Consider the following 23,481-nt stretch of genomic DNA (forward strand, 5'->3'; position numbering starts at 1 on the left):
GCGCTGGCGGTTCGGCGCTGTCAGACCGGCACGAATCTCTTCTGGTGCGGATCGAAACACTCCAGCCCGCCCGCACCGATATCCGTCCAGAGCCCGTGCAGGCTGAGCGTGTCGTCTTCGACCGCTGACGCCACAAATGGGAAGGTCATCAGGTTCTCCAGCGACGCCACAACCGCCTGCCGTTCGAACTGGCGGGCCTGGTCGGCGCTGTCTTCGATATCTGCGACCAGATCATATTTGGGCTTCAGGATGTCCATCCAGCGGCCCACAAAGCTTTCCTTGGCCTCAAGTTGCGGGGCCTGCCCCTTGCACATGTCGATACAGCCCTGCACACCGCCGCATTGCGAATGCCCCAACACGATCAGATGCGCCACTTTCAGGGCCGTCACGGCGTATTCGATAGCGGCACTTGTACCATGATGGTCGCCGTCGGGCGCGTAAGGCGGGACAAGATTGGCGATATTGCGGTGAATGAAGAACTCACCCTGATCCGCCCCGAAGATCGAAGTCACATGCACCCGGCTGTCGCAGCAGGAAATCACCATGGCGCGGGGGCGCTGCCCCTCATCCGCCAGACGCCGATACCAGACCTGATTTTCGGAATATGTCGTCGCCTTCCAGCCGTGATACCGTTTCACCAGATAGGTTGGCAAAGGTTTGGCTATATCCATTTCGGTGTTCCTGTCTTCAATTGCTTAGGCCGCTGTAAACTGAATTCAAGGAAAATTCGAGCCATTATCCGAACTCCGCGCAAGGATTTGCAAAGAATTTCCCGCCAAACATCAGGCCTACGCCGTGGGGGCGACTGAACTAGGGTGAATGTGGTGGATAAGATACTCACACTTGAACATAAGGAAACCGTGCGACTGGACCCGGATCGCCTCAGCGGGCTGTACCGGCAACTGGGCGACAAGAACGCGTTGGATGTGCTGTGCCGCACGGTCGAGGAACTGGCCGTGCGCCTGTCGAATTGCGAACGGTTCTGGCGGCAGCGCGATTGGGAGAACCTGCGCAAATGCGCGAAATCGCTGGTGGCGATCGCCGATCAGGTCGGGATGACCGCACTGGCGCGGGTTGCGGGCGACGTGGCAGGCGCGGTCGATGCCGGGGATGCGGTGGCGGCGGGTGCAACGCTGGGGCGGCTGATCCGCGTGGGTGAGCGATCGTTGACCGCCGTTTGGGATCAGCAGGACCTTTCCGTCTGACGGGGGTTGCGGGCGGGTCGCAGGTGGCTAGTCTGGGCGCAAATTCAATCAGCCGAGACGCCCATGACCCTAAGCTTTGCCCCGCCCTCTGACGTTTCTGTTCCGCTGCATGTGCTTGGTCAATCCGATCTGGACGGATGGCTTCAGGACCAGCCGGATCATGTTCGTGATTGGGTGGAGGTGAACGGGTTCACCGGTGCAATAGGTCAGGCGCTTTTGGTGCCGGGCAAGGATGGCCGGGCCGGGTTTGCGCTGGCGGGCTATGGAACGCAGGCCAAACGCGCCCGCAAACGGTTCCCTCTGGCCGCCGCTGCCGAGGCGCTGCCCGAAGGCACGTATCACCTCGGGTCCGATGTCCCGCCCGATCAGTTGGAGATGGAGTGTCTGGGCTGGCTGCTGACCGGCTATGCGTTTGACCGCTATGCCAGCCAATCCCCGGCCAAGGCGCGTCTGGTCGCGCCGGATACTGTAGATGCCGCGCGGCTTGAGACGATGGCCAATGCCGAGGCGCTGACCCGCGATCTGGTCAACACTCCGGCCTCGGACATGGGGCCCGGCCAGTTGCAACAGGCGGCGGAAGCGCTGGCGCAGGAATTCGGGGCGACATGCAGCACCATCACCGGTGATGCGCTGCTGGAGCAGAATTTTCCGATGATCCACGCGGTTGGCCGCGCAGCGGATCAGGCCCCGCGCCTGATCGAGATGAGCTGGGGCAGCAAAGGGCCCATGCTGACGCTGGTCGGCAAAGGTGTGTGTTTCGATACGGGCGGTTTGAACCTGAAACCCGGCGCATCGATGGGTCTGATGAAGAAGGATATGGGCGGCGCGGCGAATGTGCTGGGGCTGGCCCGGATGATCATGGCGCTGAATCTGCCGCTGCGACTGCGGGTGCTGATCCCGGCGGTTGAAAATGCAGTGGCAGGCAACGCCTTCCGCCCCGGTGACATCCTGACCTCGCGCAAGGGTCTGACGGTCGAGATCAACAACACCGATGCCGAGGGGCGGTTGGTGCTGTCCGACGCGCTTGCGCTGGCGGATGAGGGGCAGCCGGATCTGGTGATCTCGATGGCAACCCTGACAGGGGCTGCGCGCGTGGCCGTCGGCCCGGATCTGGCTCCGTTCTATACAGATGACGATCAGGCGGCGGCGGCCCTGACGCAGGCCGCGCAACGCTCGGCCGATCCGGTCTGGCGGATGCCGTTCCATACACCTTATGAGGCGATGATCGAGCCGGGGATTGCCGATCTGGACAACGCCCCCTCGGGCGGGTTCGCGGGATCCATCACCGCCGCCCTGTTCCTGCGCCGCTTTGTCGAAAACAGCGCCTATATGCATTTCGATATCTATGCGTGGCAGCCCAGCAAGTCGCCCGGCCGCAGCAAAGGCGGTTTGGGCCAAGGCCCGCGCGCCGTGCTGAACGCCCTGCCGGAGATTTTGGGCCTATGACCCGCCTGCGCGTCATCCGCCCCGTTATTGACCTGCTGCGCAGTCCCGATGGAGCGCGTGACCGGCAATTGCTGTTCGGAGACACCGTGCAGGTCGCCGAAGAACAAGACGGGTGGAGCCGGATCACCGCCGACAAAGATGGCTATCCCGGCTGGGTCCGGTCTGCCCAATTGGGGCCGGAGGTGCCGCAGACCCACCGGATCACTGCTCTCGCAACCCATGCCTATGAACAGGCGGATATGAAAACCCGCGATCTGGCCTCGCTGAGCTTTGGCAGCACCGTGCATGCTCTGTCGCAGACGGACAGGTTTCTGGAAACCGAGTTGGGATACATTCCAACGGTCCACACTGCGCCGATCTCGGACATTCAAACCGACCCGGTGGCCGTGGCCGAGCTGTTTCTGGGCACGCCCTATCTGTGGGGCGGCAACAGCCGGTTCGGGATCGACTGTTCCGGGCTGGTTCAGGCCGGGTTGCTGGCTTGCGGTATCGCGTGTCCGGGTGACAGTGGCGATCAGGAGCAGGCAGTTGGCACTGCGCTACCTGATGGCACACCGCCCCAACGCGGCGACCTGCTGTTCTGGAAGGGTCATGTGGCATGGGTTTCAGGGCCGAACATGCTGTTGCATGCGAACGCGTATCACATGGCAGTGGCCTATGAGCCTATGGATCAGGCAATCGCCCGCATTCTGGCCCAAGGCGACGGGCCTGTGACAGCCCACAAAAGGCTCTAATCCGGCGAAACCGAGCGGATCAGCTTACGCTCCAGCACCCTCAGTACCGTGCGCAGATCATGGCCGCGTTTCAGGATACGTCCGTCCATACCGACAACCGAATACATCCCTTGTTTCTGCCGCAGGCGTGGGTGCTTTTCGATGCGATAGATCGGATGTTCCGCCGTGCGCTGGAAAATCGAGAAAATCGCCATGTCACACAGGTTGGAAATTCCGTAATCGCGCCATTCTCCGGCGGCGACCATCCGGCCGTATACGGACAGGATATGGGACATCTCGCGCCGGTCGAACGCGACGGGCATCTGGGCCGAGTTTGCAGAAAACCGGCTGGGAGGCTGCATGTTCATACCCCAAGCCTTGCCGGAAATCGCGCCCGAATCAAGCCTGTTGCGCTGCTATGCTTCAATTCGTCAAAAGGTGTTACCGGCGTCCGACCTGTCGGCAAATCAGGATGACGGGCAGCAATCCGACGGCCAGAATGACCAATGAGGGCACCGCCGCGCCCTCAAGCCGTTCGTCCGACGCCAACCGGTACGCCTGCACCGCCAGCGTATCAAAGTTGAAAGGCCGCATGATCAGTGTCGCGGGCAGTTCCTTCATCACATCGACAAAGACGATCAGCAATGCAGTCAGCAGCGATGGCGTCAGAATGGGCAGATGCACCCGCCGCAGCGTGCCCAAGGGCGTTTGCCCCAGGGATCGCGCGGCGGCGTCCATATTGGCGTGAACCGTGCTCTGCCCGCCTTCATACGCGCTCAGCGCTGCTGCCAGAAACCGCACCATGTAGGCCGCAACCAACAACCAGATCGAGCCGGTGACCAGCAGGCCGGTTGAGATATCAAACGTCTGGCGCATCCACGCATCGAGCGCGTTGTCGAAGGCAGCAAAGGGGACGATCAGCCCAACCGCGATCACCCCACCCGGAACCGCGTAACCAAGACGCGAGATATAAGCCGCACCTGACGAGGCGCGACCGGGGCGAAGGCGCTGAAAAAACCCGACGCTGATGGCGGCAGACACGGTGACAACCGCTGCGGTCCCCGCAAGGATCAGTGAGTTGCGGATGAACCCGAGATAACGCTCCGACAGCAGGTTCTGCTCGGATTCCATTCCCATCTCAACAAGAATGATCACCGGCAGCAGAAACCCGAACAGCACCGGGACAGCGCATAGAACAAAGGCACCGACAGCGCGCCAGCCGGTCAGATGTGCGGCGGGCTGCGCTGCGTGCTGCTTGCCCGCCTGATAGTATTTTGCCTTGCCCCGCTGCGTGCGTTCAGCCACCGCCATGACCAAAGCAAAGGTCAAAAGGCACAAGGCCAGTTGCGCGGCACCCGCGCGATCAGCCAGCGAGAACCAACTGGTATAGATACCCGTCGCAAAGGTCTGGACACCGAAATAGGACACGGTGCCAAAATCCGCGATGGTCTCCATCACCGCCAACAGCACGCCGCCCGCAATCGCCGGGCGCGCCATCGGCAGAGACACGCGCCGAAACGCGAGCCATGGGTTGTTGCCCAACGCACGCGCCGCCAGAAAGGCCGTTGCGCTTTGCTGCAAAAAGGCCGCGCGGGCCAGCAGGTAGACATACGGATACAGCACAAGGATCAGCATCGCCGCCGCACCCTCGGTCGAGCGGATCTCGGGGAACCAGTAATCGCGCGGGCCCCACCCCGTTACATCACGCAGGGTGGATTGCACGATCCCCGGGTGATCCAGAATAAAGGTATAGGCATAGGCCAGCACATAAGCCGGAAAGGCCAGCGGCAGCACCAGCGCAATCTCAAGCAAGCGTACGCCGGGAAACCGGGTCATCGTGACCAGCCACGCGGCCCCGGTGCCAATGCTGAACGTACCCGCAGCGACCAAAACTACCAGGATGAGTGTGGTCACCGTGTACCGGGGCAGAACCGTCTCGGCCAGATGCGCAATCGTGTCGGTCCCGCCGGTCAGCGCCGCCAGAACAACGGCCACCATCGGCAACAGACAGGCCGCTGCAACCATATAGGCCAGCCCGGCCAAAAGCCGGGTGCCGCGTACGCCGCGGTTGCGCGATCCGTTTTCAGAATAGTCGATCTGGGTCATTGTCCCGGTACGTAAGTGGCGAAGGCTTTGCCTTTAATCGACCAAAACGCTCGGAAACGCCAGTGCAGGGGGTAACAAATCTGCGGCACATACTGCCGCAGACGTTATTCGTAGACCCGCTGATCCTCGATCACCAAACCGTCTTTCGGCAGCGATCCGGGGGCGACAACCTCGATGGCGCCTTTCAGTTTCAGCACCTCGGCGACCGATTTGGCATAGGCGGTGTCATCGCCGCCCGGGCTTTCGATCTGGACGGTCATGGTGTCCATCTCACCCTGACGCGCGGCGATCACGCGGGCTTTGACGATCTCGTCGTGTTTTTCGACCAGAGCCGCCACCTGTTCCGGTCGCACGAACATGCCCTTGATCTTGGTGGTCTGATCAGCACGGCCCATCCAGCCCTTGATCCGCATATTGGTCCGACCGCAGGGCGAGACGCCGGGCATTAGCGCCGACAGGTCTCCGGTCGCGAACCGGATCAGGGGATAGTCGGGGTTCAGCGAGGTCACGACAACCTCACCCACTTCACCAATGGCCACAGGAATGCCGGTTCCGGGGGTCACGATCTCGACGATGACATGCTCGTCAATGATCATTCCTTCCATCGCGGCGCTTTCATAAGCGACATTGCCCAGATCAGCCGTGGCATAGCATTGCAGGCAGGAAATCCCGCGATCCGCATATTCCTGCCGCAGTGACGGGAACAGCGCACCGCCGCCCACCGCCGCCTTCGAGAAGTTCAGCGCAACGCCCATCGCGTCCGCCTTGTCCAGAATGACCTTCAGATAGTCCGGCGTGCCGGCATAAGCGGTACATCCGACATCGCGCGCCGCTGTGACCTGCAATTCGGTCTGGCCGGTTCCGGCGGGCAGAACCGCAGCGCCAACCGCGCGTGCGCCGTTTTCAAAGATCATGCCCGCAGGTGTCAGGTGATAGCCGAAACAGTTCTGAACGATATCGCCCGCCCCAACACCCACTGCGTTCAGGAAACGCCCCATGCGCCACCAATCGTGATCGGTGCTGCCCGGCTCGTAAATCGGGCCGGGGGATTGGAACACGTGATGAAAGTGCCGCGCCGGTTTCACCGTGAAGCCGCCAAAGGGCGGACGACTGGCTTGCGCGCGGGTCAGGTCCGATTTGCGCAATACCGGCAACATGGGCAGATCATCCGCCGATTCCACCTTATTAGTGTCTTTTCCTGCCAGATGCGCCGTAAAGCCCGGAGAAGATTTCGCCCGTTCCAGCTGCGCGCGCAAAGCGGCGGCCTGATCCGAGGCGCGTTCGTCGGCTGAGCGCGTTTCGAGTGTGTCGAAATAGGTCATCGCCATATCCTCCATCAGATCACAACCACCGCTTGCGGCGACGGTACGAGCGGACGTCGCGAAAGCTCTTGCGGCCTTCATCCGACATGCCAAGGTAGAATTCTTTCACATCCGGGTTTTCGCGCAACTCGGCGGCGGGGCCGTCCATCACCACGCGGCCCGATTCCAGAATGTAGCCGTAGTGCGCAAAGCGCAGCGCCACATTGGTGTTCTGTTCGGCCAGCAGGAAAGACACGCCCTCTTTCTCGTTCAAATCCTTCACGATGCCGAAAATCTCTTCGACCAGCTGCGGCGCAAGACCCATCGAGGGTTCGTCCAGCAGGATCGTCTCGGGTCGTGACATCAGCGCCCGGCCCATCGCCACCATCTGCTGTTCCCCACCCGAGGTATAACCGGCCTGGGATTTGCGGCGTTCTTTCAGACGGGGGAAATAACTATAGACCAGTTCCAGATCCTGTTGGATCGCGGCATTGCCGTCTTTACGGGTATAGGCCCCGGTCAATAGGTTTTCCTCGACCGTCAGGTGTTCGAAACAGTGGCGGCCTTCCATCACCTGGATGACGCCTTTTTCCACCAAATCGGCAGGGTCGCTTTCATGCACGCTTTGGCCGCGATATTTGATCGAGCCCTTGGTGACCTCGCCCCGTTCCGAATGCAGCAGGTTCGATACGGCCTTGAGCGTCGTTGTCTTACCCGCACCATTGCCACCCAGCAAAGCCGTGATGCCGCCCTTGGGCACGGTCAGGCTGACGCCCTTCAGCACAAGGATCACATGGTTGTAGATCACCTCGATATTGTTGACCTCAAGCAGGGTTTCTGCCTGCACTTCGGTGGTGTGTGCCGCATCAAGCATCAGCGCGTTTCCTCGTGCCTGCCCCCGAAGGGGCTGTTCGTGAGGAGCGGCAGTGCAACCGCCGCTCCGGATTTTCAGCGCCCCGGATCAGGACCGGGACAGGGGGTCGCTTATTCGCAGCGCCCTTCGATGTTGTTTTCGGCGGCATAAGCGGCCGAGTCTTCCTCGATCAGCGCGTTGATGACCTCGACATCGGTGGGCTTGAAGTCCTGAACCGAATTCCAGGTTCCTGCGGCGGCATCCCACTGCACGACACCGACCAGGCCGGGGCCACCATGGTTGTCACAGCTGACCGAGAATTCAGGCCCGAAGCCCGACATGCCCAAGCCTTCCATCTTGGCGCTGGTGATTTCCAGTGCCTCCATGCCATCGCGCATCATCGACGCGTCGATTTCAGCAGTTCCGTGCATGTCCTGCGCAGTCTTCACCGCCTCGGCAGCCAGCATCGCAGCATAGAGACCACGGTTATACTGAACCGTACCAAGCTGATCACCTGCGCCTGCCGCTTTGCCCGCATCGACGACATATTTCTGCAGGTCGTCATAGACCGGATAGTCCATGCCGAGACCGGTGAAGGTCAGCGCCTTGTAGCCAGTGGCTTTATCGCCCGCAGGTTCCACGTCGAATTCAGCGCCAGACCACCAGACGCCGATGAAGTTTTCCATCGGGAAGCGGATATTGGCGGCTTCTTGCACGGCAACCTGGTTCATCACGCCCCAGCCCCACATGATCACATAATCGGGCTTTTCACGGCGGATCTGCAGCCACTGCGACTTTTGCTCTTGCCCCGGATGATCCACGGGCAGCAGGGTCAGGTCGTAGCCATGCTTTTCGGCCAGTGTTTCCAGCGTGCGGATCGGTTCCTTGCCGTAAGCCGAGTTGTGATAGACCAGCGCAATTTTCTTGCCGTTCAGGTCACCGCCATTCTCGTCCAGCAGATAGTTGATCGCGCCCGACGCACCGTTCCAATAGTTGGCCGGATAGTTGAACACATGGCTGAACACTTTGCCGTTCGCAGCCGAGGTGCGGCCATAGCCCATCGTGTGCAGCGGAATGCCATCTGCGGTCACTTTGGGGATCAGCTGATAGGTAATCCCGGTCGACAGCGGCTGATAGACCAGCGCGCCTTCGCCCTTGGTAGATTCATAGCATTCCACGCCTTTTTCGGTGTTATAGCCGGTTTCGCATTCGATCACGCGGGCTGGGACACCGCCGATGCCGCCATCGCGCTCATTCAGCAGGGTGAAATAGTCGGCATAGCCATCCGCAAACGGAATACCGCCTGCCGCATAAGGCCCGGTCCGATAGCTGAGCGACGGGAACACAAGGTCGGCCATGACCGGACCTGCGGCCATCACAGCGCCCAGCGCCAGGGTTGCCAGTTTCTTGTTCATCGGGTGTCTCCTCCCTTGGTTGGTCCGATGTTGGTTTCGGGCTTTCCGCCCGTCTTTTTGATTGGGCCAGCCCCTTAATGCGGGAACGGCCAGAGTCTGAGTTTCTCTTTCGCCACGCGCCACAGTTGTGCCAGCCCGTGCGGTTCAAGGATCAGGAACATGATGATCAGCGCACCCACGATCACAAGGTTCAGGTGCGCCACAATATCGGTGGGCCAGCCCAGCACATCGACGCCGACCACCTTCAGCACCACCGGCAGCAGCACAAGGAAGGCCGCCCCGGCGAATGACCCGAAGATAGATCCTAACCCGCCGATAATCACCATGAACAGCACCAGGAATGACTTCTGGATACCGAACACTTCGCCCACTTCGACCGCGCCCAGATAGACCGCAAAGAACAGCGCACCCGCGATGCCGACAAAGAAAGAACTGACGGCAAAGGCGCTGATCTTGGCCTTGAGCGGGTTCACCCCGATAATCTCGGCCGCGATATCCATGTCGCGGATCGCCATCCAGGTGCGCCCCGTGGTGCCGCGCGTCAGGTTGCGGGCGATGATGGCGGACACAGTCAGGAAGATCAGGCAGAACAGATAGGTCGCCCAGGCCGGAGCATTGGGTCCGGTGATGATGATCCCGAACACGTCCCGCTCGGGCGCGTTGATCTGGCCCGAGGCCGAGTAATTGTAGAACCACGGCACCCGGTTGAACAGCCACACCAGAAAGAACTGCGCCGCCAGTGTGGCCACCGCCAGATAGAACCCCTTGATCCGCAAGCTTGGCAGACCGAACAACACGCCGACAATGGCGGTGATCCCGCCCGCAAGCAGCACATGGACGAACATGCTGACATCGGGAAAGGCGGTCATCAGCTTGTAGCAGGCATAAGCCCCCACAGCCATGAACCCGCCGGTGCCCAATGACACCTGCCCGCAATAGCCCACCAGAATGTTCAGCCCGATTGCCGCGATGGCATAGATCAGGAACGGCAGCAGCAGGGCGTTGGCCCAGTAATCGTTGATGATGAACGGAATGATCCCGAACGCCACCGCCAGCACGACGTAGTACCGATACCGGTCAAACTTGATCGGGAAAGTCTGGCTGTCAGCGACATAGGAGGTTTTGAAATCTCCGGCCTCACGATAGAACATATCTTACTTTCCCCATTCTTCCTGCGCCCGGTTCCGGGTCGCGGCGTCCAGTTGTTTTGATCCCTTGGCGTATCCGCTCGCCTCGGACGAACGCACCAGTTTCATGTAGGCCATGATGCCCGTGACCAGCCCGGCAAAGGCCAGGATCGCCGCGACCACCAACTGAGCGTCCGTCAGGCCTTCGGCGGTGATGGCGATATAGCCAAAAGCCCAGAAGCCGGCCCATGCGATCACGTTGATGATGGCGATCAGCTTTTGCACAGCCTACACCCTCTCAATGATCTTCTCGCCGAACAGGCCCTGCGGCCGGAAGACAAGGAAGATCAGCGCCAGCACATAAGCAAACCAGTTCTCGGTCGCGCCACCCAATGCGGGGCCCAGCGCAAACTCGAACAGCTTCTCACCCACGCCGATGATCAGCCCGCCAACGATGGCCCCGGGGATCGAGGTGAACCCGCCCAGCATCAGCACCGGCAACGCCTTGAGCGCGATCAGGCTCAGCGAGAACTGCACGCCCGATTTGGTGCCCCACATGATGCCGGCTACCAGCGCCACGAACCCGGCCACCGACCAGACCATGACCCAGATGAAATTCAGCGAAATCCCTACCGACAGCGCCGCCTGATGGTCATCGGCCACCGCGCGCATCGCCCGGCCTTGCTTGGTGTATTGGCTGAAGGCGACCAGCGCGGCCACCAGCAGCGCAGCAATGACCGTTGCCACAATATCCAGATTGTCGATGAAGAAACCGTAGTCGAAGATGTTAAAGGTGGTCTCGTCAATCCACAGGTTGATGCCCTGCGGCAGCCCCACATCCAGCGTCTTGATCTCGGACCCCCACATCAGGTCGGCCACACCTTCAAGGAAATAGGCCAGACCGATTGTGGCCATGAACAGGATGATCGGTTCCTGCCCGACCAGATGGCGCATGACGAACCGCTGCACCGCCCAGGCCAGCAACACCATCACCGCCATGGTCAGAATAATCGCCAGCAGTGCGGGCACATTCCAGCCGAAATAGTGGATATGGGTGCCGAAAATTGCGTTGATCAGATGCGCAAACGGCACCTGCCCGTTCATGATCCCCACCAGCGTCATCGCCGCAAACAGCGCCATAACCCCTTGGGCATAATTGAAAATTCCCGACGCTTTGTAAATCAGCACAAAGCCCAGCGCGACCAGAGCATAAAGCACCCCGGCCATTAGACCGTTGAGGATGACCTCCATCGCAAAAACGAGTTGTTCAGGCATGCTCGCCTCCCCAAATATCTGCCCGGATATCAGTCATGGCTGACCCCCAGATAAGCGTCGATAACTTCCTGATTGTTGCGCACCTCATCGGGTGTGCCGTCGCCGATCTTCTTGCCGTAATCCATCACGACCACCCGGTCGCTCAGGTCCATCACCACGCCCATATCGTGTTCGATCAGGGCGATGGTGGTGCCGAACTCGTCATTCACGTCGAGGATAAAACGGCTCATGTCCTCTTTCTCTTCAACATTCATCCCCGCCATCGGTTCGTCCAGCAGCAGCAGTTTGGGCTCTGCGGCCAGCGCGCGGGCCAGTTCGACGCGCTTTTTCAAACCGTAAGGCAGGCGCGCGACGGGTGTCTTGCGGATGTGCTGGATTTCCAGAAAATCGATGATCTTCTCGACCGCCTCGCGGTTTTCGGTCTCTTCCGCCTCGGCCTTGCCCTTCCACAGCGCCTGTTGAAGGATGTTGGTTTTCATATAGTTCAGCCGCCCGGTCATGACGTTGTCCAGCACGCTCATGCCTTCGAACAGGGCAATGTTCTGGAACGTCCGGGCGATTCCCTGCCGCGCCACCTCATAAGGGCGCATCGGCGGGCGTTTCGCGCCGTGAAACCAGACCTCACCTTCCTGCGGGACATAGAACCCCGAAATCACGTTCAGCATTGAGGATTTACCGGCCCCGTTCGGCCCGATGATGGCCCGGATTTCACCCTCGCGAATGTCGAACGAGATATCCTTGATCGCCACCACACCGCCGAAACGCAGGGTGATGTTCTTCATCTCCATCACCACACCGCCGATCTTGCGGCCGTCTTCGGTGACATATCCTTCGGAACTATCCAGCATCAGTCACTCCCTGACACAAAAAACGGGACGGCGGGCGGGGCGATGACCGCAGGTCGAGCGGCGCTCGAACGGCCCTCATTCCGCCGCCACCTTATGCTGTGCGACCGGCACAACCGGCGCGTCGACAATCTCCAGCGTGGCGCTGATCGACCCCTTGCGACCGTCCTCATACGTCACCTCGGTGGTGGTCGAGATCGACTGGGATCCGTCATAAAGCGCATCGATGATGTCCTGGAATTTCTCTTCCACGAACCGGCGGCGCACTTTGCGCGTCCGGGTCATCTCACCATCATCCGCGTCCAGTTCCTTGTGCAGCACCACAAAGCGATGCACCTGACAGCCCGACAGCATCTCATCGGCGGCGACCGACTTGTTCACCGCTTCCACATGGGCTTTGATCGTCTCTAACACACGGGGATGGCCCGCCAGTTCCTGATAGGACGCATAGGCCACATTGTTGCGCTCCGCCCAGTTGCCTACCGCTGTCAGGTCGATATTGATGAACGCCACGCAGCGATCCTTGCCGTTGCCAAACAGCACGACCTCAAGAATGTCGGGATAGAATTTCAGCTTGTTCTCGACATATTTCGGCGCAAACATCGACCCGTCGGCCATCTTGCCCACATCCTTGGCGCGGTCGATGATCCGCAGATGGCCGCTGCCTTCCTCGATGAACCCGGCATCCCCGGTGGCCACCCAACCCTCGGCATCCTTGGTCGAGGCGGTCGAATCCGGGTTGTTGTAATATTCAACAAACACCCCGGGCGAGCGGTAGTGGATCTCTCCGCTGTCGTCGATTTTCAACTCAACATCCGGCGCAGGCACGCCCACCGTATCCGCACGCACCTCGCCATCAGGCTGCACGGTGATGAACACGGTCGCTTCGGTCTGGCCATAAAGCTGCTTCAGATTGATGCCCAGCGAGCGGTAGAAATCGAAAATCTCGGGCCCGATCGCCTCACCCGCCGTGTACCCCACACGGAACCGGCCATAGCCCAGAGTGTCCTTGAGCGGCCCGTAAACCAGCAGATTGCCCAGCGCATATTTAATCTTGTCACCAAGACCCACCGGTTTGCCGTCCAGCAGCAGACCACCAACCTTCTTGGCATGGGCCATGAAGTGATGGAACATCCGCTGCTTCAGCTTGCCCGCATCCTCCATCCGGATCATCACATTGGTCAGCTGGGTTTCAAACACGCGCGGCGGGGCGAAGAAATAGGTTGGCCCGATCTCGCGCAGGTCGGTCATCATCGTGTCGGCGCTTTCGGGGCAGTTCACGCAGAAACCGCACCAATAGGCCTGACCAACGGAAAAGATGAAATCGCCCACCCAGGCCATCGGCAGATAAGACAGGATGTCTTCGTTCCGGGTCAGATGATCGAACTCGGCCGAGTTCTTGGCGCTTTCGATCACGTTGCGGTTCGACAGCACCACGCCCTTGGGCTTGCCGGTGGTGCCGGAGGTATAAAGCATCACGCATGTGTCGTCATAGGTGATCGCGGCGATACGCTTGTCCAGTTCCGCATCAAACCGCGCGTGACCGGCGCTGCCTTCGGCCATGATGTCCTCAAGCGCGTTCATCTGGGAATGGTCGTATTTCCGCATCCCCCGCTTGTCGGTATAGAGGATGTGTTTGACCTGATGCACGTTTTCCTGAATTTCGATGACCTTGTCGACCTGCTCCTGATCGCCGCAGACAACGTATTTCGCGCCGCAATGTTCCAGCACATAGGCCATCTCTTCGGCGACCGAGTCCTGATACAGCGGCACAGGTACCGCGCCGACCATCTGCGCGGCAACCATTGACCAGTAATGCGCCGGACGGTTGCGGCCTATGACGGCGATATGGTCGCCCTTTTCGACGCCCAGTTCCAGAAAGCCCAGCGCGATGGCGCGGATTTCCCGCGCGGCCTCGGCCCAGGTCCAGCATTGCCAGATCCCGAATTCCTTTTCGCGGTACGCCGGGGCATCCCCGAACTGCGTGACATTGCGGTGTAACAGCGCCGGAAGGGACTGCATCCCCTCGGCGCCCGACTGCGTCTGAGCCAATCTTCCTCTCCTCCCCATCCGGCCCCTCCTCCGGGCCGGAAATGGCGGGTCCGGGTCGTTGCCCGAACACCTGCGCCCCGATAAGGGACGGTTGCACGATCAGCGTCAACTTTTTCCTGATGTTTTCTCAATTCTTACGAATTGTAACAGGGGTCGTGCCGCCAATCCGGGTGACCTTGGCAACGCCCTTCTTCCCAACGCCTGCAAGCAATGCTATGTGGCCCGTCAAGCTCTTTGGCGATGGCGTCGCCAGAGGTAAATCAGCGACGAACCCCATATCCTGTACGCCGGGACTTTCAATCAGGAGATTGAGGGCCCCGTCCTGATCTCCGCCACAACAGGAGACAGCCATGGCCTGGTCCCCCGACAAAACCGAAGTCAAAAGCTGGAATGAATGGGACACCCTGCGCCACGTCATCGTGGGCCGCGCGGATGACTGCCACATTCCGCCCGAGGAACCCGCGCTGGACGCTAAGGTGCCCGAGGACAGCGACATGCGCGGCCAGTGGGGCCGCCGCCCGCAGGAAACCATCGACCGGGCCAACGAGTTGCTGGACAATTTCGCCGATCAACTGCGCAAGCGCGGTATTCGCGTGGATCGCCCGACGTCGATTGATCATTCGCAACCGGCTACCACTCCGGATTTTCACACCCAAAGCCAGTTCGGCTGTATGCCCCCGCGCGATGTGCTGCTGACCGTTGGGCACGAAATCCTCGAAGCGACGATGTCCTACCGCTGCCGCTGGTTCGAATACCTGAACTATCGCCCCCTGATGCAACAATACTGGGACGAAGACCCGAACTTCCGCCACGAGGCTGCACCCAAGCCGCGCCTGACCGATGCGGATTACCATCCCGATTACCTCAGCGACAAAATCGGCGTCGAAAAGCGCCTGCAATGGGCGGCCGAGAAGTTCTTTGTCACCACCGAAGAAGAGCCCCTGTTCGATGCCGCCGACGTGCTGCGTTTTGGTCGCGATCTGGTGGTCCAGCATGGGTTTACCACCAACCTCAAGGGGATCGAGTGGCTGCGCCGTCACTTCCCCGACCACCGCGTCCACACAGTGAACTTCCCCGGTGACCCCTATCCGATCCATATCGACGCGACGTTTACGCCGCTGCGCCCGGGCCTGATCCTGAACAACCCGCAGCGCCGCCTGCCCGAAGACCAACGCGGCATGTTCGAGAAAAACGGCTGGGAGATCGTGGACGCCGCCCAACCCGCCCACAACACGCCGCCGCCGCTGTGCTATTCCTCGACCTGGCTGTCGATGAACGTGCTGGTACTGGACCCGAAAACCGTCTGTGTCGAAAAGTCCGAGGTCTATCAGGCCGAACAGATGGACAAGCTGGGCATGGAAGTGGTCGAAGTCGAACTCCGCGACGCCTACGCCTTTGGCGGCGGTCTGCATTGCTGCACGGCAGACGTCTACCGCGACGGCGAATGCGAGGATTACTTCCCGAATATGTAAGGTGTTCGGATTGAAGACAGGGTGCCCGGGTTATGCTCGGGCATCTGTGTCCTGCGCCGGAAGACGGTGCTGCTTTGGTGTTGTGGGAATGGAAGCAATGAGCCCAAAGCCCACTATTCAGTGCGCAGCTTAGAGAGCATTGGACACGAGACATTCCCGCTGTCACAGTTGGCTGTAAGCTCGACTAACGCCGCTTCCAAGCGCCTCAGCTCGTCTACCCTTGCACGCACGTTGAAGATATGGAGTTCGGCCAGCTGCTTGACGGATTGACAATCCTCGGCATCGCCTTCGGACAGGTTAAGTAGCGTCTTTGCGTCTGCGAGCGAGAAGCCCAAATCGCGGCATTTCTTTAGGAAACGAAGCCTTCCAATATCATCTGCAGAGTACATCCGCCGGTTATTCGGTGCCCGTGCTGGCTTTGGCACAATCCCTTCGCGCTCGTAGTAGCGGATCGTTTCAATGCCGACGCCGCTTTGACGGGATGCTTCCCCAATCGCAAACACGTGAGATTCCCCAGCTTGATCCTGTAGCGACTACAGAAGTTATACGGAAGAATGTCACTTAGACAACTCCGCGCGAAAAGGGCCGTCAGAAAAAATGCAGAAGTACCTTAGCCTCAGTTACCTGGGATCGCTGTCCGCGCTTGGCGTCGCAACTTGCTGCGTATTGCCCATGACGATGATGCTGCTGGGATTGGGCGGCAGTTGGATGGCAATCTTCGGGAAGATCGCGGCGGCAAGCTACTATGTGCTGGCGATTTCGACCGTACTTGTCGCGGTAACTTGGCGAGTGTCTCATCAGCGCGGATTAATACCAAAGTTGAAGTGGTGGCTTTGGGGAACGACCGCGATAACCGGTCTAGCTTGGGTTGTCGTATTCTACGAGGCCCGGATCAACGATTTCCTGATTATGCAGATGTGAGACAATGACGGACCAAACTCTGGTGCTTGAAAGTACACTGACGTGCCCAAACTGTGGACACAGCGAAACCGAAGAAATGCCGACAGATGCCTGCCAGTGGTTCTATGAGTGCAAGTCGTGCGAAGCAGTTTTGAAACCCATGGAAGGCGATTGTTGTGTATACTGCTCTTACGCCACTGTTCCATGCCCACCAATCCAATTGGGCGGTAGCTGTTGCGGGTAAAGCGAAGGTCGGCTTCGTCCCGCAAATCTGACAAATGACCACAACCTGCCACCAACCCGCAACTACAACCAATCCCGCAGGATCGGAATCAACGGCACATCCGCCGCAGGCATCGGGTAGTTCCGCAGGTCATTCGCCCGCACCCATTTCAGCGCCTGCCCTTCTTTCGACTGCGGGATGCCCTCCCATTTGCGGCAGGCGAACAGCGGCATCAGCAGGTGGAAATCGTCATAGCTGTGGCTGGCGAAGGTCAGCGGCGCGAGGCAGGAGGCCCAGGTGTCGATGCCCAGTTCCTCGTGCAATTCGCGGATCAGTGCGGCCTCGGGGGTTTCGCCGGGTTCGATCTTGCCGCCTGGGAACTCCCACAGACCGGCCATCGATTTGCCCTCGGGGCGTTGGGCCAGCAGAACCCGGCCCTCGATGTCGATCAGGGCGACGGCAGACACTAATACAGTTTTCATGGTCGCAATCCCGGACGCAAAACCGGGCTCCACTTTTGCTGGAATTGCTCCGGTTTCACGAGCGATAATCCGCGTTGATCTCGATATAGCCGTGGGTCAGATCGCAGCTCCAGACGGTGGATTTGCCCGCGCCCAGCCCCAGATCGACGGCAATCACCAGATCCCGACCTTTCATATAGGCGGCGGCGTCATCCTCGCGGTAATCGGGACTGACCCAACCCTTTTCGGCGACCAGAATGTCTCCGAAGGAAATGCTCAGCAGATCACGATCCGCTGCTGCACCGGACTTGCCGATGGCCATGACAATGCGGCCCCAGTTCGGGTCCTCGCCCGCGATGGCGGTTTTCACCAGCGGAGAGTTGGCAATCGCCAGACCGTGTACCTTGGCGTCTGCGTCCGAGGCGGCCCCGGCCACACGAATTTCCACGAATTTCGTGGCCCCCTCACCGTCACGCACCACTTGCTGCGCCAGATCCAGCATCACGCGTTCCAGCGCTTCGGCAAATGCCGCGTTGGTGGTGGCATCGACACCCGACGCCCCGGTAGCACACAGCAGCAGGCTGTCCGAGGTCGACGTATCGCTGTCAACGGTGATGCAGTTGAACGTCCGATCCGTCTGCGCGCCCAGCATCGCCTGCAGGGCCGATTGGTCCACCTGTGCGTCGGTGAAGACGTAGACCAGCATCGTCGCCATATCCGGCGCAATCATGCCGGAACCCTTCGCAATCCCCGCAATAGAGACTGTTTTGCCATCAATCTCGACCTGCGCCGACGCCCCTTTCGGGAAGGTATCCGTGGTCATGATGGCCTTCGCGGCGTCTTCGATGGCGTGCCGGCTGAGGCCCGCCTTCAGCGTCTCAAGCTGGGTCACGATACGCTCATGCGGCAGGGGTTCCCCGATCACGCCGGTGGACGAGGTAAAGACGCGGTTGACCGGGACGCCGGTGGCATCCGCAACGGCCTGCGTCACCTCGGAAACCGAGGTCTGGCCGTAATGCCCGGTGAAGGCGTTGGCGTTGCCCGAGTTCACAAGGATAGCCGCCGGGCCGTCACTTGGCCCGCCGATCTTGTCCTGACAATCCAGCACCGGAGCGGCGCGGGTGGCGGATTTGGTGAATACGCCTGCCACAGATGTTCCGGGGTCCAGCACGGCCAGCATGACATCCGTGCGACCCTGATACCGCACACCTGCCGCGACGGTGGCAAAGCGCACACCGTCAATCGCAGGCAGATCGGGGAAACTGGCCGGGGCCAGCGGCGAAACCTTGGTGATCGTGGCCACGGCAGATTACTCCTGCAGCAGTTCGATCTGGCGCAGCGTTTCGGGGCCTGCCCCTTCCAGCGCCGGACGCTCGATCTGAGCCTGCTGGGTCAGTTCATCGATGCGGGCCTGGATCGCCTCTTGCTGGATGGTCTGAGCCAGTTGATCGCGGATCGTGTCCAGCTCGGGCGCTTCGGATTTGCGGGTATCGTTCAGAATGATGACATGCCAGCCGAACTGGGTTTGAACCGGATCCGACACCTGACCTTTTTCCAAGCCAATCACGGCCTCTTCAAATGCAGGCACCATCTGGCCCTTGCCAAACCAGCCCAGCGCACCGCCATTGGGGCCCGAGGGGCCTGTGGACCGTTCACGCGCAAGCTCGGCAAAATCGGCACCATCGTCCAGTTGCGATTTGATGACCTTGGCCTCTTCCTCGGTATCTACCAGGATATGGCTGGCGTCGAACTCATCCTCGCCCGCAAAATCGGCAAACTGGGCGTCGTAAGCGGCCCGAATGGCCTCATCCGTGACGGCGGCATCGGTCAGGGCCTCGACCGCCTGCACCGCTTTCAACGAGCGACGCTCATTTTCAAGCGCGATTTCGTTCAGTTTGGACAGGTCGCCCTGTTCCTGGCTCAGCAATTGCTGCTGGATCAGCTGTTCCAGGATGAAGTCGAACAGCACGTCATCTTCAGCCTGCTGATACTGCGCCGGAAGGTTCGTGGCCATGGCGATGACGTGACCCAATGTGATCTCATCCCCGTTCACACGGGCGACGACGGTGCCTGCATCAGGCTTGGTTTCGGCGGCCAGCGGCAGGGCCATCACGGCAGCAAGCGCCAGAGATGGCAGAAAAGTGAGGCCTTTGGGCATGGATCAATCCTATTTCTTTGCCGCGACAGGGCGCAGCGTTGACACTTCAGAACCTGCCGCTTACATCGCTTTGAAGCCTTGGACAGGGCCGCCTTTCACCCCCCGTATCTATGGGTTGCGCGCAAGGTGGGCAAGCCTGTCGCAACCAAGACAAGAACAGATCCGCTGGAGTGAACATGCTGGGACTCGGAACGCTCGCCAAAAAGGTGTTCGGAACACCGAACGACCGCAAGATCAAGGCGACCCGCCCCCTGATCGAAAAGATCAACGCGCTGGAGCCCGAGTTCGAGAACCTGTCCGACGAAGGGCTGATCGAAAAGACCGCCGAGCTGCGCAAACGCGCGCTGGATGGCGAAAGCCTGGATGACCTGCTGCCCGAAGCCTTTGCCAATGTGCGCGAAGGGGCCAAGCGCGCGCTGGGTCTGCGCGCCTTTGACGTGCAGCTAATGGGCGGTGCGTTTCTGCATCAGGGCAACATCTCGGAAATGAAAACGGGTGAGGGCAAAACACTGGTCGCCACCTTCCCCGCCTATCTGAACGCGCTGACCGGCAAGGGTGTGCACGTCGTCACCGTCAACGAATACCTCGCCAAGCGGGATGCCGAGTGGATGGGCAAGGTGTTCGCCGCCGTGGGTATGACCACCGGCGTGATCTGGTCCGGCCAACCGGATGCCGAGAAAAAGGCCGCTTATGCCTGTGACGTGACCTATGCCACCAATAATGAGCTGGGTTTCGACTATCTGCGCGACAATATGAAGGCCGATCTGGCCGAGATTTACCAGAAGCACCACAATTTCGCGATTGTGGACGAGGTCGACTCGATCCTGATCGATGAGGCGCGGACACCGCTGATCATCTCGGGCCCGTCGCAGGACCGCTCGGATCTTTACACCGCGATTGATGCGCTGATCCCGTCGCTGAGTGACGATCATTTCTCGCTGGATGAAAAGTCCCGCAACGTGACCTTCACCGATGAGGGCAACGAATTCCTTGAACAGCAATTGCTGGACGCGGGACTGATCCCCGAAGGCCATTCCCTGTATGATCCGGAAAGCACCACGGTGGTGCATCACGTCAACCAGGGTCTGCGCGCGCATAAACTGTTCCAGCGCGACAAGGATTACATTGTCCGTGACGGCAATGTGGTGTTGATCGACGAATTCACCGGCCGAATGATGCCGGGCCGCCGCCTGTCCGAAGGTCTGCATCAGGCGATTGAGGCCAAGGAAAACGTCCAGATCCAGCCCGAAAACGTGACGCTGGCCAGTGTGACCTTCCAGAACTACTTCCGCCTTTATGACAAGCTGGGCGGCATGACCGGCACGGCGCTGACCGAGGCCGAAGAATTTGCTGAAATCTACGGCCTGGGCGTCGTCGAAGTGCCGACCAATAAACCGATTGCCCGTCTGGACGAGGACGATCAGGTCTATCGCACCGCGATGGAGAAATACGGCGCGATCATCCAGGAGGCGAAAGAGGCCAGCGCCAAGGGTCAGCCGGTGCTGATCGGCACCACCTCGATCGAGAAATCCGAAGTGCTCAGCCAGATGCTGACCAAAGAAGGCATCGAGCATAACGTCCTGAACGCCCGCCAGCATGAACAAGAGGCCCAGATCGTTGCCGATGCTGGCCGCTATGGCGCGGTGACCATCGCCACCAACATGGCCGGTCGGGGCACCGATATTCAGCTGGGCGGCAACGTGGAAATGAAGGTTCTGCAGGCACTGGCCGAAAACCCCGAGGCCGATCCCGTCGAACTGCGCGCTGCGGAAGAGGCGCGTCATGCTGAAGAAAAACAGAAGGTGCTGGAGGCCGGTGGCCTTTACGTCATGGCCTCGGAACGGCACGAAAGCCGCCGTATCGACAACCAGCTTCGCGGCCGCTCGGGCCGTCAGGGCGACCCGGGCCGCACTGTGTTCTACCTGAGCCTCGAAGACGACCTGATGCGCATCTTCGGCTCGGAACGGCTGGACAAGGTGCTGACCACGCTGGGCATGAAGGAAGGCGAGGCCATCGTCCACCCCTGGGTGAACAAGTCGCTGGAACGGGCGCAATCCAAGGTCGAAGGCCGTAACTTTGACATGCGCAAGAACGTGTTGAAGTTCGACGATGTGATGAACGATCAGCGGAAAGTGGTCTTTAGCCAACGGCGCGAGATCATGTCCGCAGACGACCTGTCCGAGATCGTGTCGGACATGCGCGAGCAGGTGATCGACGATCTGATCGACGAATACATGCCGCCGAAATCCTATGCCGATCAGTGGGATACCGATGGTCTGCACGAGGCGATCAAGGACAAGCTGACCATTGACGCGCCGGTTCAGGACTGGGCCGCCGAGGAAGGCGTGGATGACGAACAGGTCCGCGAGCGTCTGATCAAGGCCGCCGATGAGATGATGGCGCAGAAGGCCGTGGCCTTTGGCCCCGAGAACATGCGCAACATCGAAAAACAGGTCCTGCTGCAAACCATCGACAGCAAATGGCGCGAGCATCTGCTGACGCTGGAGCATCTGCGTTCAGTCGTGGGTTTCCGCGGGTATGCCCAGCGCGATCCGCTGAACGAATACAAGACCGAAAGCTTCCAACTGTTCGAAGGCATGCTGGACTCCTTACGCGAAACCGTATCGCAGCAACTGTCTCGCGTACGCCCGCTGACCGAGGAAGAGCAAAAGGAAATGCTGGCCCAGATGGCCGCGCAACAGGCGCAGGCGCAGCAGGCGGTCGATCAGGCCGCAGGTCAGGCCGAGGCAAAGGCAGAAGCCGCCGCCTCGGGCGATGCGTTGCCGGGCTTTGACGAAAACGATCCCGCGACCTGGGGCAATCCAAAGCGCAATGATCCCTGCCCGTGCGGGTCTGGCAAGAAATTCAAACATTGCCATGGCAGACTGACCTAACGTCAACGTTAACCAATCACAATGAGTCCGTCTCGCGGCCACAAATTGGCCTCGATTCGGGGCGAATGTCCGACTCGCTCCTTCAACTGGGGAGGGTGTCTTGTTTGTAGTACGGAATTACGTGACCATGTGCGGCACAGTAGCCTGTGCCCTGGCGATTGGTTACCTGATGCAAAATGGAAGTGCTGCGCAGCCGAACGAGGCGCAGGATACTGCCTCTTTGACCAATCAGAATTCGGTTCTGGCAGGGCTGGACAGCATCGTCCTGACATCTGCCTCCCCCAATGACGCCGACAGCGGCCAAAAGACCGTCACAGTTGAACCCACGCGCGCTGAACCGCAGGCCAGAGAACCGCATCAAAACTGCAACCTGACCGCGCGGGCCATTGCCGTACCCGGTGCGCAGGCCCGGCTAAGCATCAAATCCCCCTGCCAAAGCAACGCACGGGTGAATATTCATCACAGCGGCCTGACCGTGACTCAGATCACCGACGAAAACGGTGCGCTGAACGTGACCATCCCGGCGCTTTCGGAATACGCGATCTTCCTTATCTCGTTCCCGGATCAATCCGGTACCGTCGCCACAACCCATGTGCCGGACATCAACCAATTCGACCGCGTCGCGCTGCAGTGGCAAGGCGATGCAGCCCTGCAGATCCACGCATTGGAATTTGGCGCAAACTATGGCGGCGACGGCCATGTCTGGGCGGACAGCACAACCGCTGGGGCGGGCAGCGTCGTAAGCCTGGGCCACACCGGTCTTGTCGATGCCAATAATATCGAGATCTACTCTTTCCCGGCGGGCCAATCGCAACAATCCGGAACCATCGATCTGACGGTCGAGGCCGAGGTCACAGAAACCAACTGCGGTCGCGATCTGAACGTGCAATCCATCGAATTGCGGGCAGACAACCGCCTGCGGTCCCGCGACCTGAGCCTCGCCGTGCCGGACTGCACGCAAACCGGTGAGTTTCTGGTGTTGAATAATCTGCTCTCAGACCTGACAATTGCGGCAAAGTAATCCGCAGGCAGGCT

At 60.1% G+C, this 23,481-nt stretch carries 23 protein-coding genes; 8 read left to right on the top strand and 15 right to left on the bottom strand.

The window, feature by feature from the left end:
• Positions 1–20 precede the first annotated feature (20 nt).
• Positions 21–671, bottom strand: coding sequence for a carbonic anhydrase (locus tag ACR0KX_RS11530; RefSeq protein WP_170453429.1), 651 nt, complete (start codon positions 669–671; stop codon positions 21–23).
• A gap of 144 nt (positions 672–815) precedes the next feature.
• On the opposite strand from ACR0KX_RS11530, the gene ACR0KX_RS11535 reads away from it, so the two are divergent.
• From ACR0KX_RS11535 to ACR0KX_RS11545, 3 genes are all read left to right on the top strand, one after another.
• Positions 816–1,205 (top strand): hypothetical protein, encoded by a 390-nt coding sequence (locus ACR0KX_RS11535; protein WP_170623426.1) that lies wholly within the window; start codon positions 816–818, stop codon positions 1,203–1,205.
• A 63-nt stretch (positions 1,206–1,268) separates the two neighbouring features.
• A complete protein-coding gene (locus ACR0KX_RS11540) occupies positions 1,269–2,651 on the top strand; it encodes a M17 family metallopeptidase (RefSeq protein WP_170623428.1) in 1,383 nt (460 codons plus the stop codon).
• A complete protein-coding gene (locus ACR0KX_RS11545) occupies positions 2,648–3,385 on the top strand; it encodes a C40 family peptidase (RefSeq protein ID WP_170453426.1) in 738 nt (245 codons plus the stop codon). Before ACR0KX_RS11540 ends, ACR0KX_RS11545 begins: the two co-directional genes overlap by 4 nt.
• On the opposite strand, the gene ACR0KX_RS11550 is transcribed toward ACR0KX_RS11545, so the two are convergent.
• From ACR0KX_RS11550 to ACR0KX_RS11595, 10 genes are all read right to left on the bottom strand, one after another.
• Positions 3,382–3,732: a DUF2794 domain-containing protein gene (locus tag ACR0KX_RS11550; RefSeq protein ID WP_170623430.1), complete on the bottom strand. Its 351-nt coding sequence runs from the start codon at positions 3,730–3,732 to the stop codon at positions 3,382–3,384. The two genes, ACR0KX_RS11545 and ACR0KX_RS11550, sit on opposite strands and share 4 nt — an antisense overlap.
• Positions 3,733–3,805: 73 nt before the next feature.
• On the bottom strand, positions 3,806–5,470 hold the full coding sequence (locus ACR0KX_RS11555; protein ID WP_170623432.1) for an ABC transporter permease: 1,665 nt from the start codon (positions 5,468–5,470) through the stop codon (positions 3,806–3,808).
• A gap of 104 nt (positions 5,471–5,574) precedes the next feature.
• Positions 5,575–6,792 carry an acyl-CoA synthetase family protein gene (locus ACR0KX_RS11560; RefSeq protein ID WP_170453423.1) on the bottom strand — a complete coding sequence of 406 codons (1,218 nt, stop codon included), beginning with the start codon at positions 6,790–6,792 and terminating at the stop codon, positions 5,575–5,577.
• A gap of 19 nt (positions 6,793–6,811) precedes the next feature.
• A complete protein-coding gene (locus ACR0KX_RS11565; protein WP_170623434.1) occupies positions 6,812–7,645 on the bottom strand; it encodes an ABC transporter ATP-binding protein in 834 nt (277 codons plus the stop codon).
• 110 nt (positions 7,646–7,755) lie between these two features.
• Entirely contained in the window at positions 7,756–9,039 is a 1,284-nt protein-coding gene (locus tag ACR0KX_RS11570; RefSeq protein WP_170453421.1) for an ABC transporter substrate-binding protein, read from the bottom strand.
• A 74-nt stretch (positions 9,040–9,113) separates the two neighbouring features.
• Entirely contained in the window at positions 9,114–10,190 is a 1,077-nt protein-coding gene (locus ACR0KX_RS11575; protein WP_170521009.1) for a branched-chain amino acid ABC transporter permease, read from the bottom strand.
• Between the two features lie 3 nt (positions 10,191–10,193).
• Positions 10,194–10,451 (bottom strand): hypothetical protein, encoded by a 258-nt coding sequence (locus ACR0KX_RS11580; RefSeq protein WP_170453419.1) that lies wholly within the window; start codon positions 10,449–10,451, stop codon positions 10,194–10,196.
• Between the two features lie 3 nt (positions 10,452–10,454).
• A complete protein-coding gene (locus ACR0KX_RS11585) occupies positions 10,455–11,441 on the bottom strand; it encodes a branched-chain amino acid ABC transporter permease (protein ID WP_170623436.1) in 987 nt (328 codons plus the stop codon).
• 29 nt (positions 11,442–11,470) lie between these two features.
• Positions 11,471–12,289, bottom strand: coding sequence for an ABC transporter ATP-binding protein (locus ACR0KX_RS11590; RefSeq protein WP_170453417.1), 819 nt, complete (start codon positions 12,287–12,289; stop codon positions 11,471–11,473).
• Between the two features lie 75 nt (positions 12,290–12,364).
• Positions 12,365–14,308, bottom strand: coding sequence for an AMP-binding protein (locus ACR0KX_RS11595; RefSeq protein WP_170623619.1), 1,944 nt, complete (start codon positions 14,306–14,308; stop codon positions 12,365–12,367).
• A 380-nt stretch (positions 14,309–14,688) separates the two neighbouring features.
• Between ACR0KX_RS11595 and ACR0KX_RS11600 the strand changes: the two genes are divergently transcribed.
• Entirely contained in the window at positions 14,689–15,810 is a 1,122-nt protein-coding gene (locus tag ACR0KX_RS11600; RefSeq protein ID WP_480708441.1) for a serine/threonine protein kinase, read from the top strand.
• 113 nt (positions 15,811–15,923) lie between these two features.
• Here the strand turns inward: ACR0KX_RS11600 and ACR0KX_RS11605 are convergent, their stop codons facing one another.
• The gene (locus ACR0KX_RS11605) at positions 15,924–16,313 is read right to left on the bottom strand and encodes a MerR family transcriptional regulator (protein ID WP_170623440.1); all 390 of its coding nucleotides are present in this window, start codon (positions 16,311–16,313) and stop codon (positions 15,924–15,926) included.
• A gap of 94 nt (positions 16,314–16,407) precedes the next feature.
• Here ACR0KX_RS11605 and ACR0KX_RS11610 point away from each other — a divergent pair, with 94 nt between their 5' ends.
• Together ACR0KX_RS11610 and ACR0KX_RS11615 are read left to right on the top strand one after the other, a co-directional pair.
• On the top strand, positions 16,408–16,731 hold the full coding sequence (locus ACR0KX_RS11610) for a hypothetical protein (RefSeq protein WP_170520999.1): 324 nt from the start codon (positions 16,408–16,410) through the stop codon (positions 16,729–16,731).
• Positions 16,732–16,735: 4 nt separating this feature from the next.
• A complete protein-coding gene (locus tag ACR0KX_RS11615) occupies positions 16,736–16,954 on the top strand; it encodes a GDCCVxC domain-containing (seleno)protein (protein WP_480626501.1) in 219 nt (72 codons plus the stop codon).
• 62 nt (positions 16,955–17,016) lie between these two features.
• On the opposite strand, the gene mutT is transcribed toward ACR0KX_RS11615, so the two are convergent.
• From mutT to ACR0KX_RS11630, 3 genes are read right to left on the bottom strand one after another with little or no spacing between them, the layout of a single operon-like run.
• Positions 17,017–17,415, bottom strand: a complete 399-nt coding sequence (mutT, locus tag ACR0KX_RS11620; protein ID WP_170334201.1) for an 8-oxo-dGTP diphosphatase MutT — start codon at positions 17,413–17,415, stop codon at positions 17,017–17,019.
• A gap of 55 nt (positions 17,416–17,470) precedes the next feature.
• On the bottom strand, positions 17,471–18,697 hold the full coding sequence (argJ, locus tag ACR0KX_RS11625) for a bifunctional glutamate N-acetyltransferase/amino-acid acetyltransferase ArgJ (RefSeq protein WP_170623442.1): 1,227 nt from the start codon (positions 18,695–18,697) through the stop codon (positions 17,471–17,473).
• A gap of 6 nt (positions 18,698–18,703) precedes the next feature.
• On the bottom strand, positions 18,704–19,552 hold the full coding sequence (locus tag ACR0KX_RS11630; RefSeq protein WP_170453412.1) for a peptidylprolyl isomerase: 849 nt from the start codon (positions 19,550–19,552) through the stop codon (positions 18,704–18,706).
• Between the two features lie 176 nt (positions 19,553–19,728).
• Here ACR0KX_RS11630 and secA point away from each other — a divergent pair, with 176 nt between their 5' ends.
• Positions 19,729–22,446, top strand: coding sequence for a preprotein translocase subunit SecA (secA, locus tag ACR0KX_RS11635; protein WP_170453411.1), 2,718 nt, complete (start codon positions 19,729–19,731; stop codon positions 22,444–22,446).
• A gap of 100 nt (positions 22,447–22,546) precedes the next feature.
• Positions 22,547–23,467 (top strand): hypothetical protein, encoded by a 921-nt coding sequence (locus ACR0KX_RS11640; RefSeq protein WP_170623444.1) that lies wholly within the window; start codon positions 22,547–22,549, stop codon positions 23,465–23,467.
• The last annotated feature ends 14 nt before the right edge of the window (positions 23,468–23,481 follow it).

Source organism: Ruegeria sp. BG5, from assembly GCF_056538425.1.

Bases quoted from the DNA above. Each gene is read 5' to 3' on its own strand.
- ACR0KX_RS11530 (WP_170453429.1), bottom strand. From the start codon at position 671: ATGGATATAGCCAAACCTTTGCCAACCTATCTGGTGAAACGGTATCAC.
- ACR0KX_RS11540 (WP_170623428.1), top strand. From the start codon at position 1,269: ATGACCCTAAGCTTTGCCCCGCCCTCTGACGTTTCTGTTCCGCTGCAT.
- ACR0KX_RS11545 (WP_170453426.1), top strand. From the start codon at position 2,648: ATGACCCGCCTGCGCGTCATCCGCCCCGTTATTGACCTGCTGCGCAGT.
- ACR0KX_RS11550 (WP_170623430.1), bottom strand. From the start codon at position 3,732: ATGAACATGCAGCCTCCCAGCCGGTTTTCTGCAAACTCGGCCCAGATG.
- ACR0KX_RS11555 (WP_170623432.1), bottom strand. From the start codon at position 5,470: ATGACCCAGATCGACTATTCTGAAAACGGATCGCGCAACCGCGGCGTA.
- ACR0KX_RS11560 (WP_170453423.1), bottom strand. From the start codon at position 6,792: ATGACCTATTTCGACACACTCGAAACGCGCTCAGCCGACGAACGCGCC.
- ACR0KX_RS11565 (WP_170623434.1), bottom strand. From the start codon at position 7,645: ATGCTTGATGCGGCACACACCACCGAAGTGCAGGCAGAAACCCTGCTT.
- ACR0KX_RS11570 (WP_170453421.1), bottom strand. From the start codon at position 9,039: ATGAACAAGAAACTGGCAACCCTGGCGCTGGGCGCTGTGATGGCCGCA.
- ACR0KX_RS11575 (WP_170521009.1), bottom strand. From the start codon at position 10,190: ATGTTCTATCGTGAGGCCGGAGATTTCAAAACCTCCTATGTCGCTGAC.
- ACR0KX_RS11585 (WP_170623436.1), bottom strand. From the start codon at position 11,441: ATGCCTGAACAACTCGTTTTTGCGATGGAGGTCATCCTCAACGGTCTA.
- ACR0KX_RS11590 (WP_170453417.1), bottom strand. From the start codon at position 12,289: ATGCTGGATAGTTCCGAAGGATATGTCACCGAAGACGGCCGCAAGATC.
- ACR0KX_RS11595 (WP_170623619.1), bottom strand. From the start codon at position 14,308: ATGCAGTCCCTTCCGGCGCTGTTACACCGCAATGTCACGCAGTTCGGG.
- ACR0KX_RS11600 (WP_480708441.1), top strand. From the start codon at position 14,689: ATGGCCTGGTCCCCCGACAAAACCGAAGTCAAAAGCTGGAATGAATGG.
- ACR0KX_RS11610 (WP_170520999.1), top strand. From the start codon at position 16,408: ATGCAGAAGTACCTTAGCCTCAGTTACCTGGGATCGCTGTCCGCGCTT.
- ACR0KX_RS11615 (WP_480626501.1), top strand. From the start codon at position 16,736: ATGACGGACCAAACTCTGGTGCTTGAAAGTACACTGACGTGCCCAAAC.
- mutT (WP_170334201.1), bottom strand. From the start codon at position 17,415: ATGAAAACTGTATTAGTGTCTGCCGTCGCCCTGATCGACATCGAGGGC.
- ACR0KX_RS11630 (WP_170453412.1), bottom strand. From the start codon at position 19,552: ATGCCCAAAGGCCTCACTTTTCTGCCATCTCTGGCGCTTGCTGCCGTG.
- secA (WP_170453411.1), top strand. From the start codon at position 19,729: ATGCTGGGACTCGGAACGCTCGCCAAAAAGGTGTTCGGAACACCGAAC.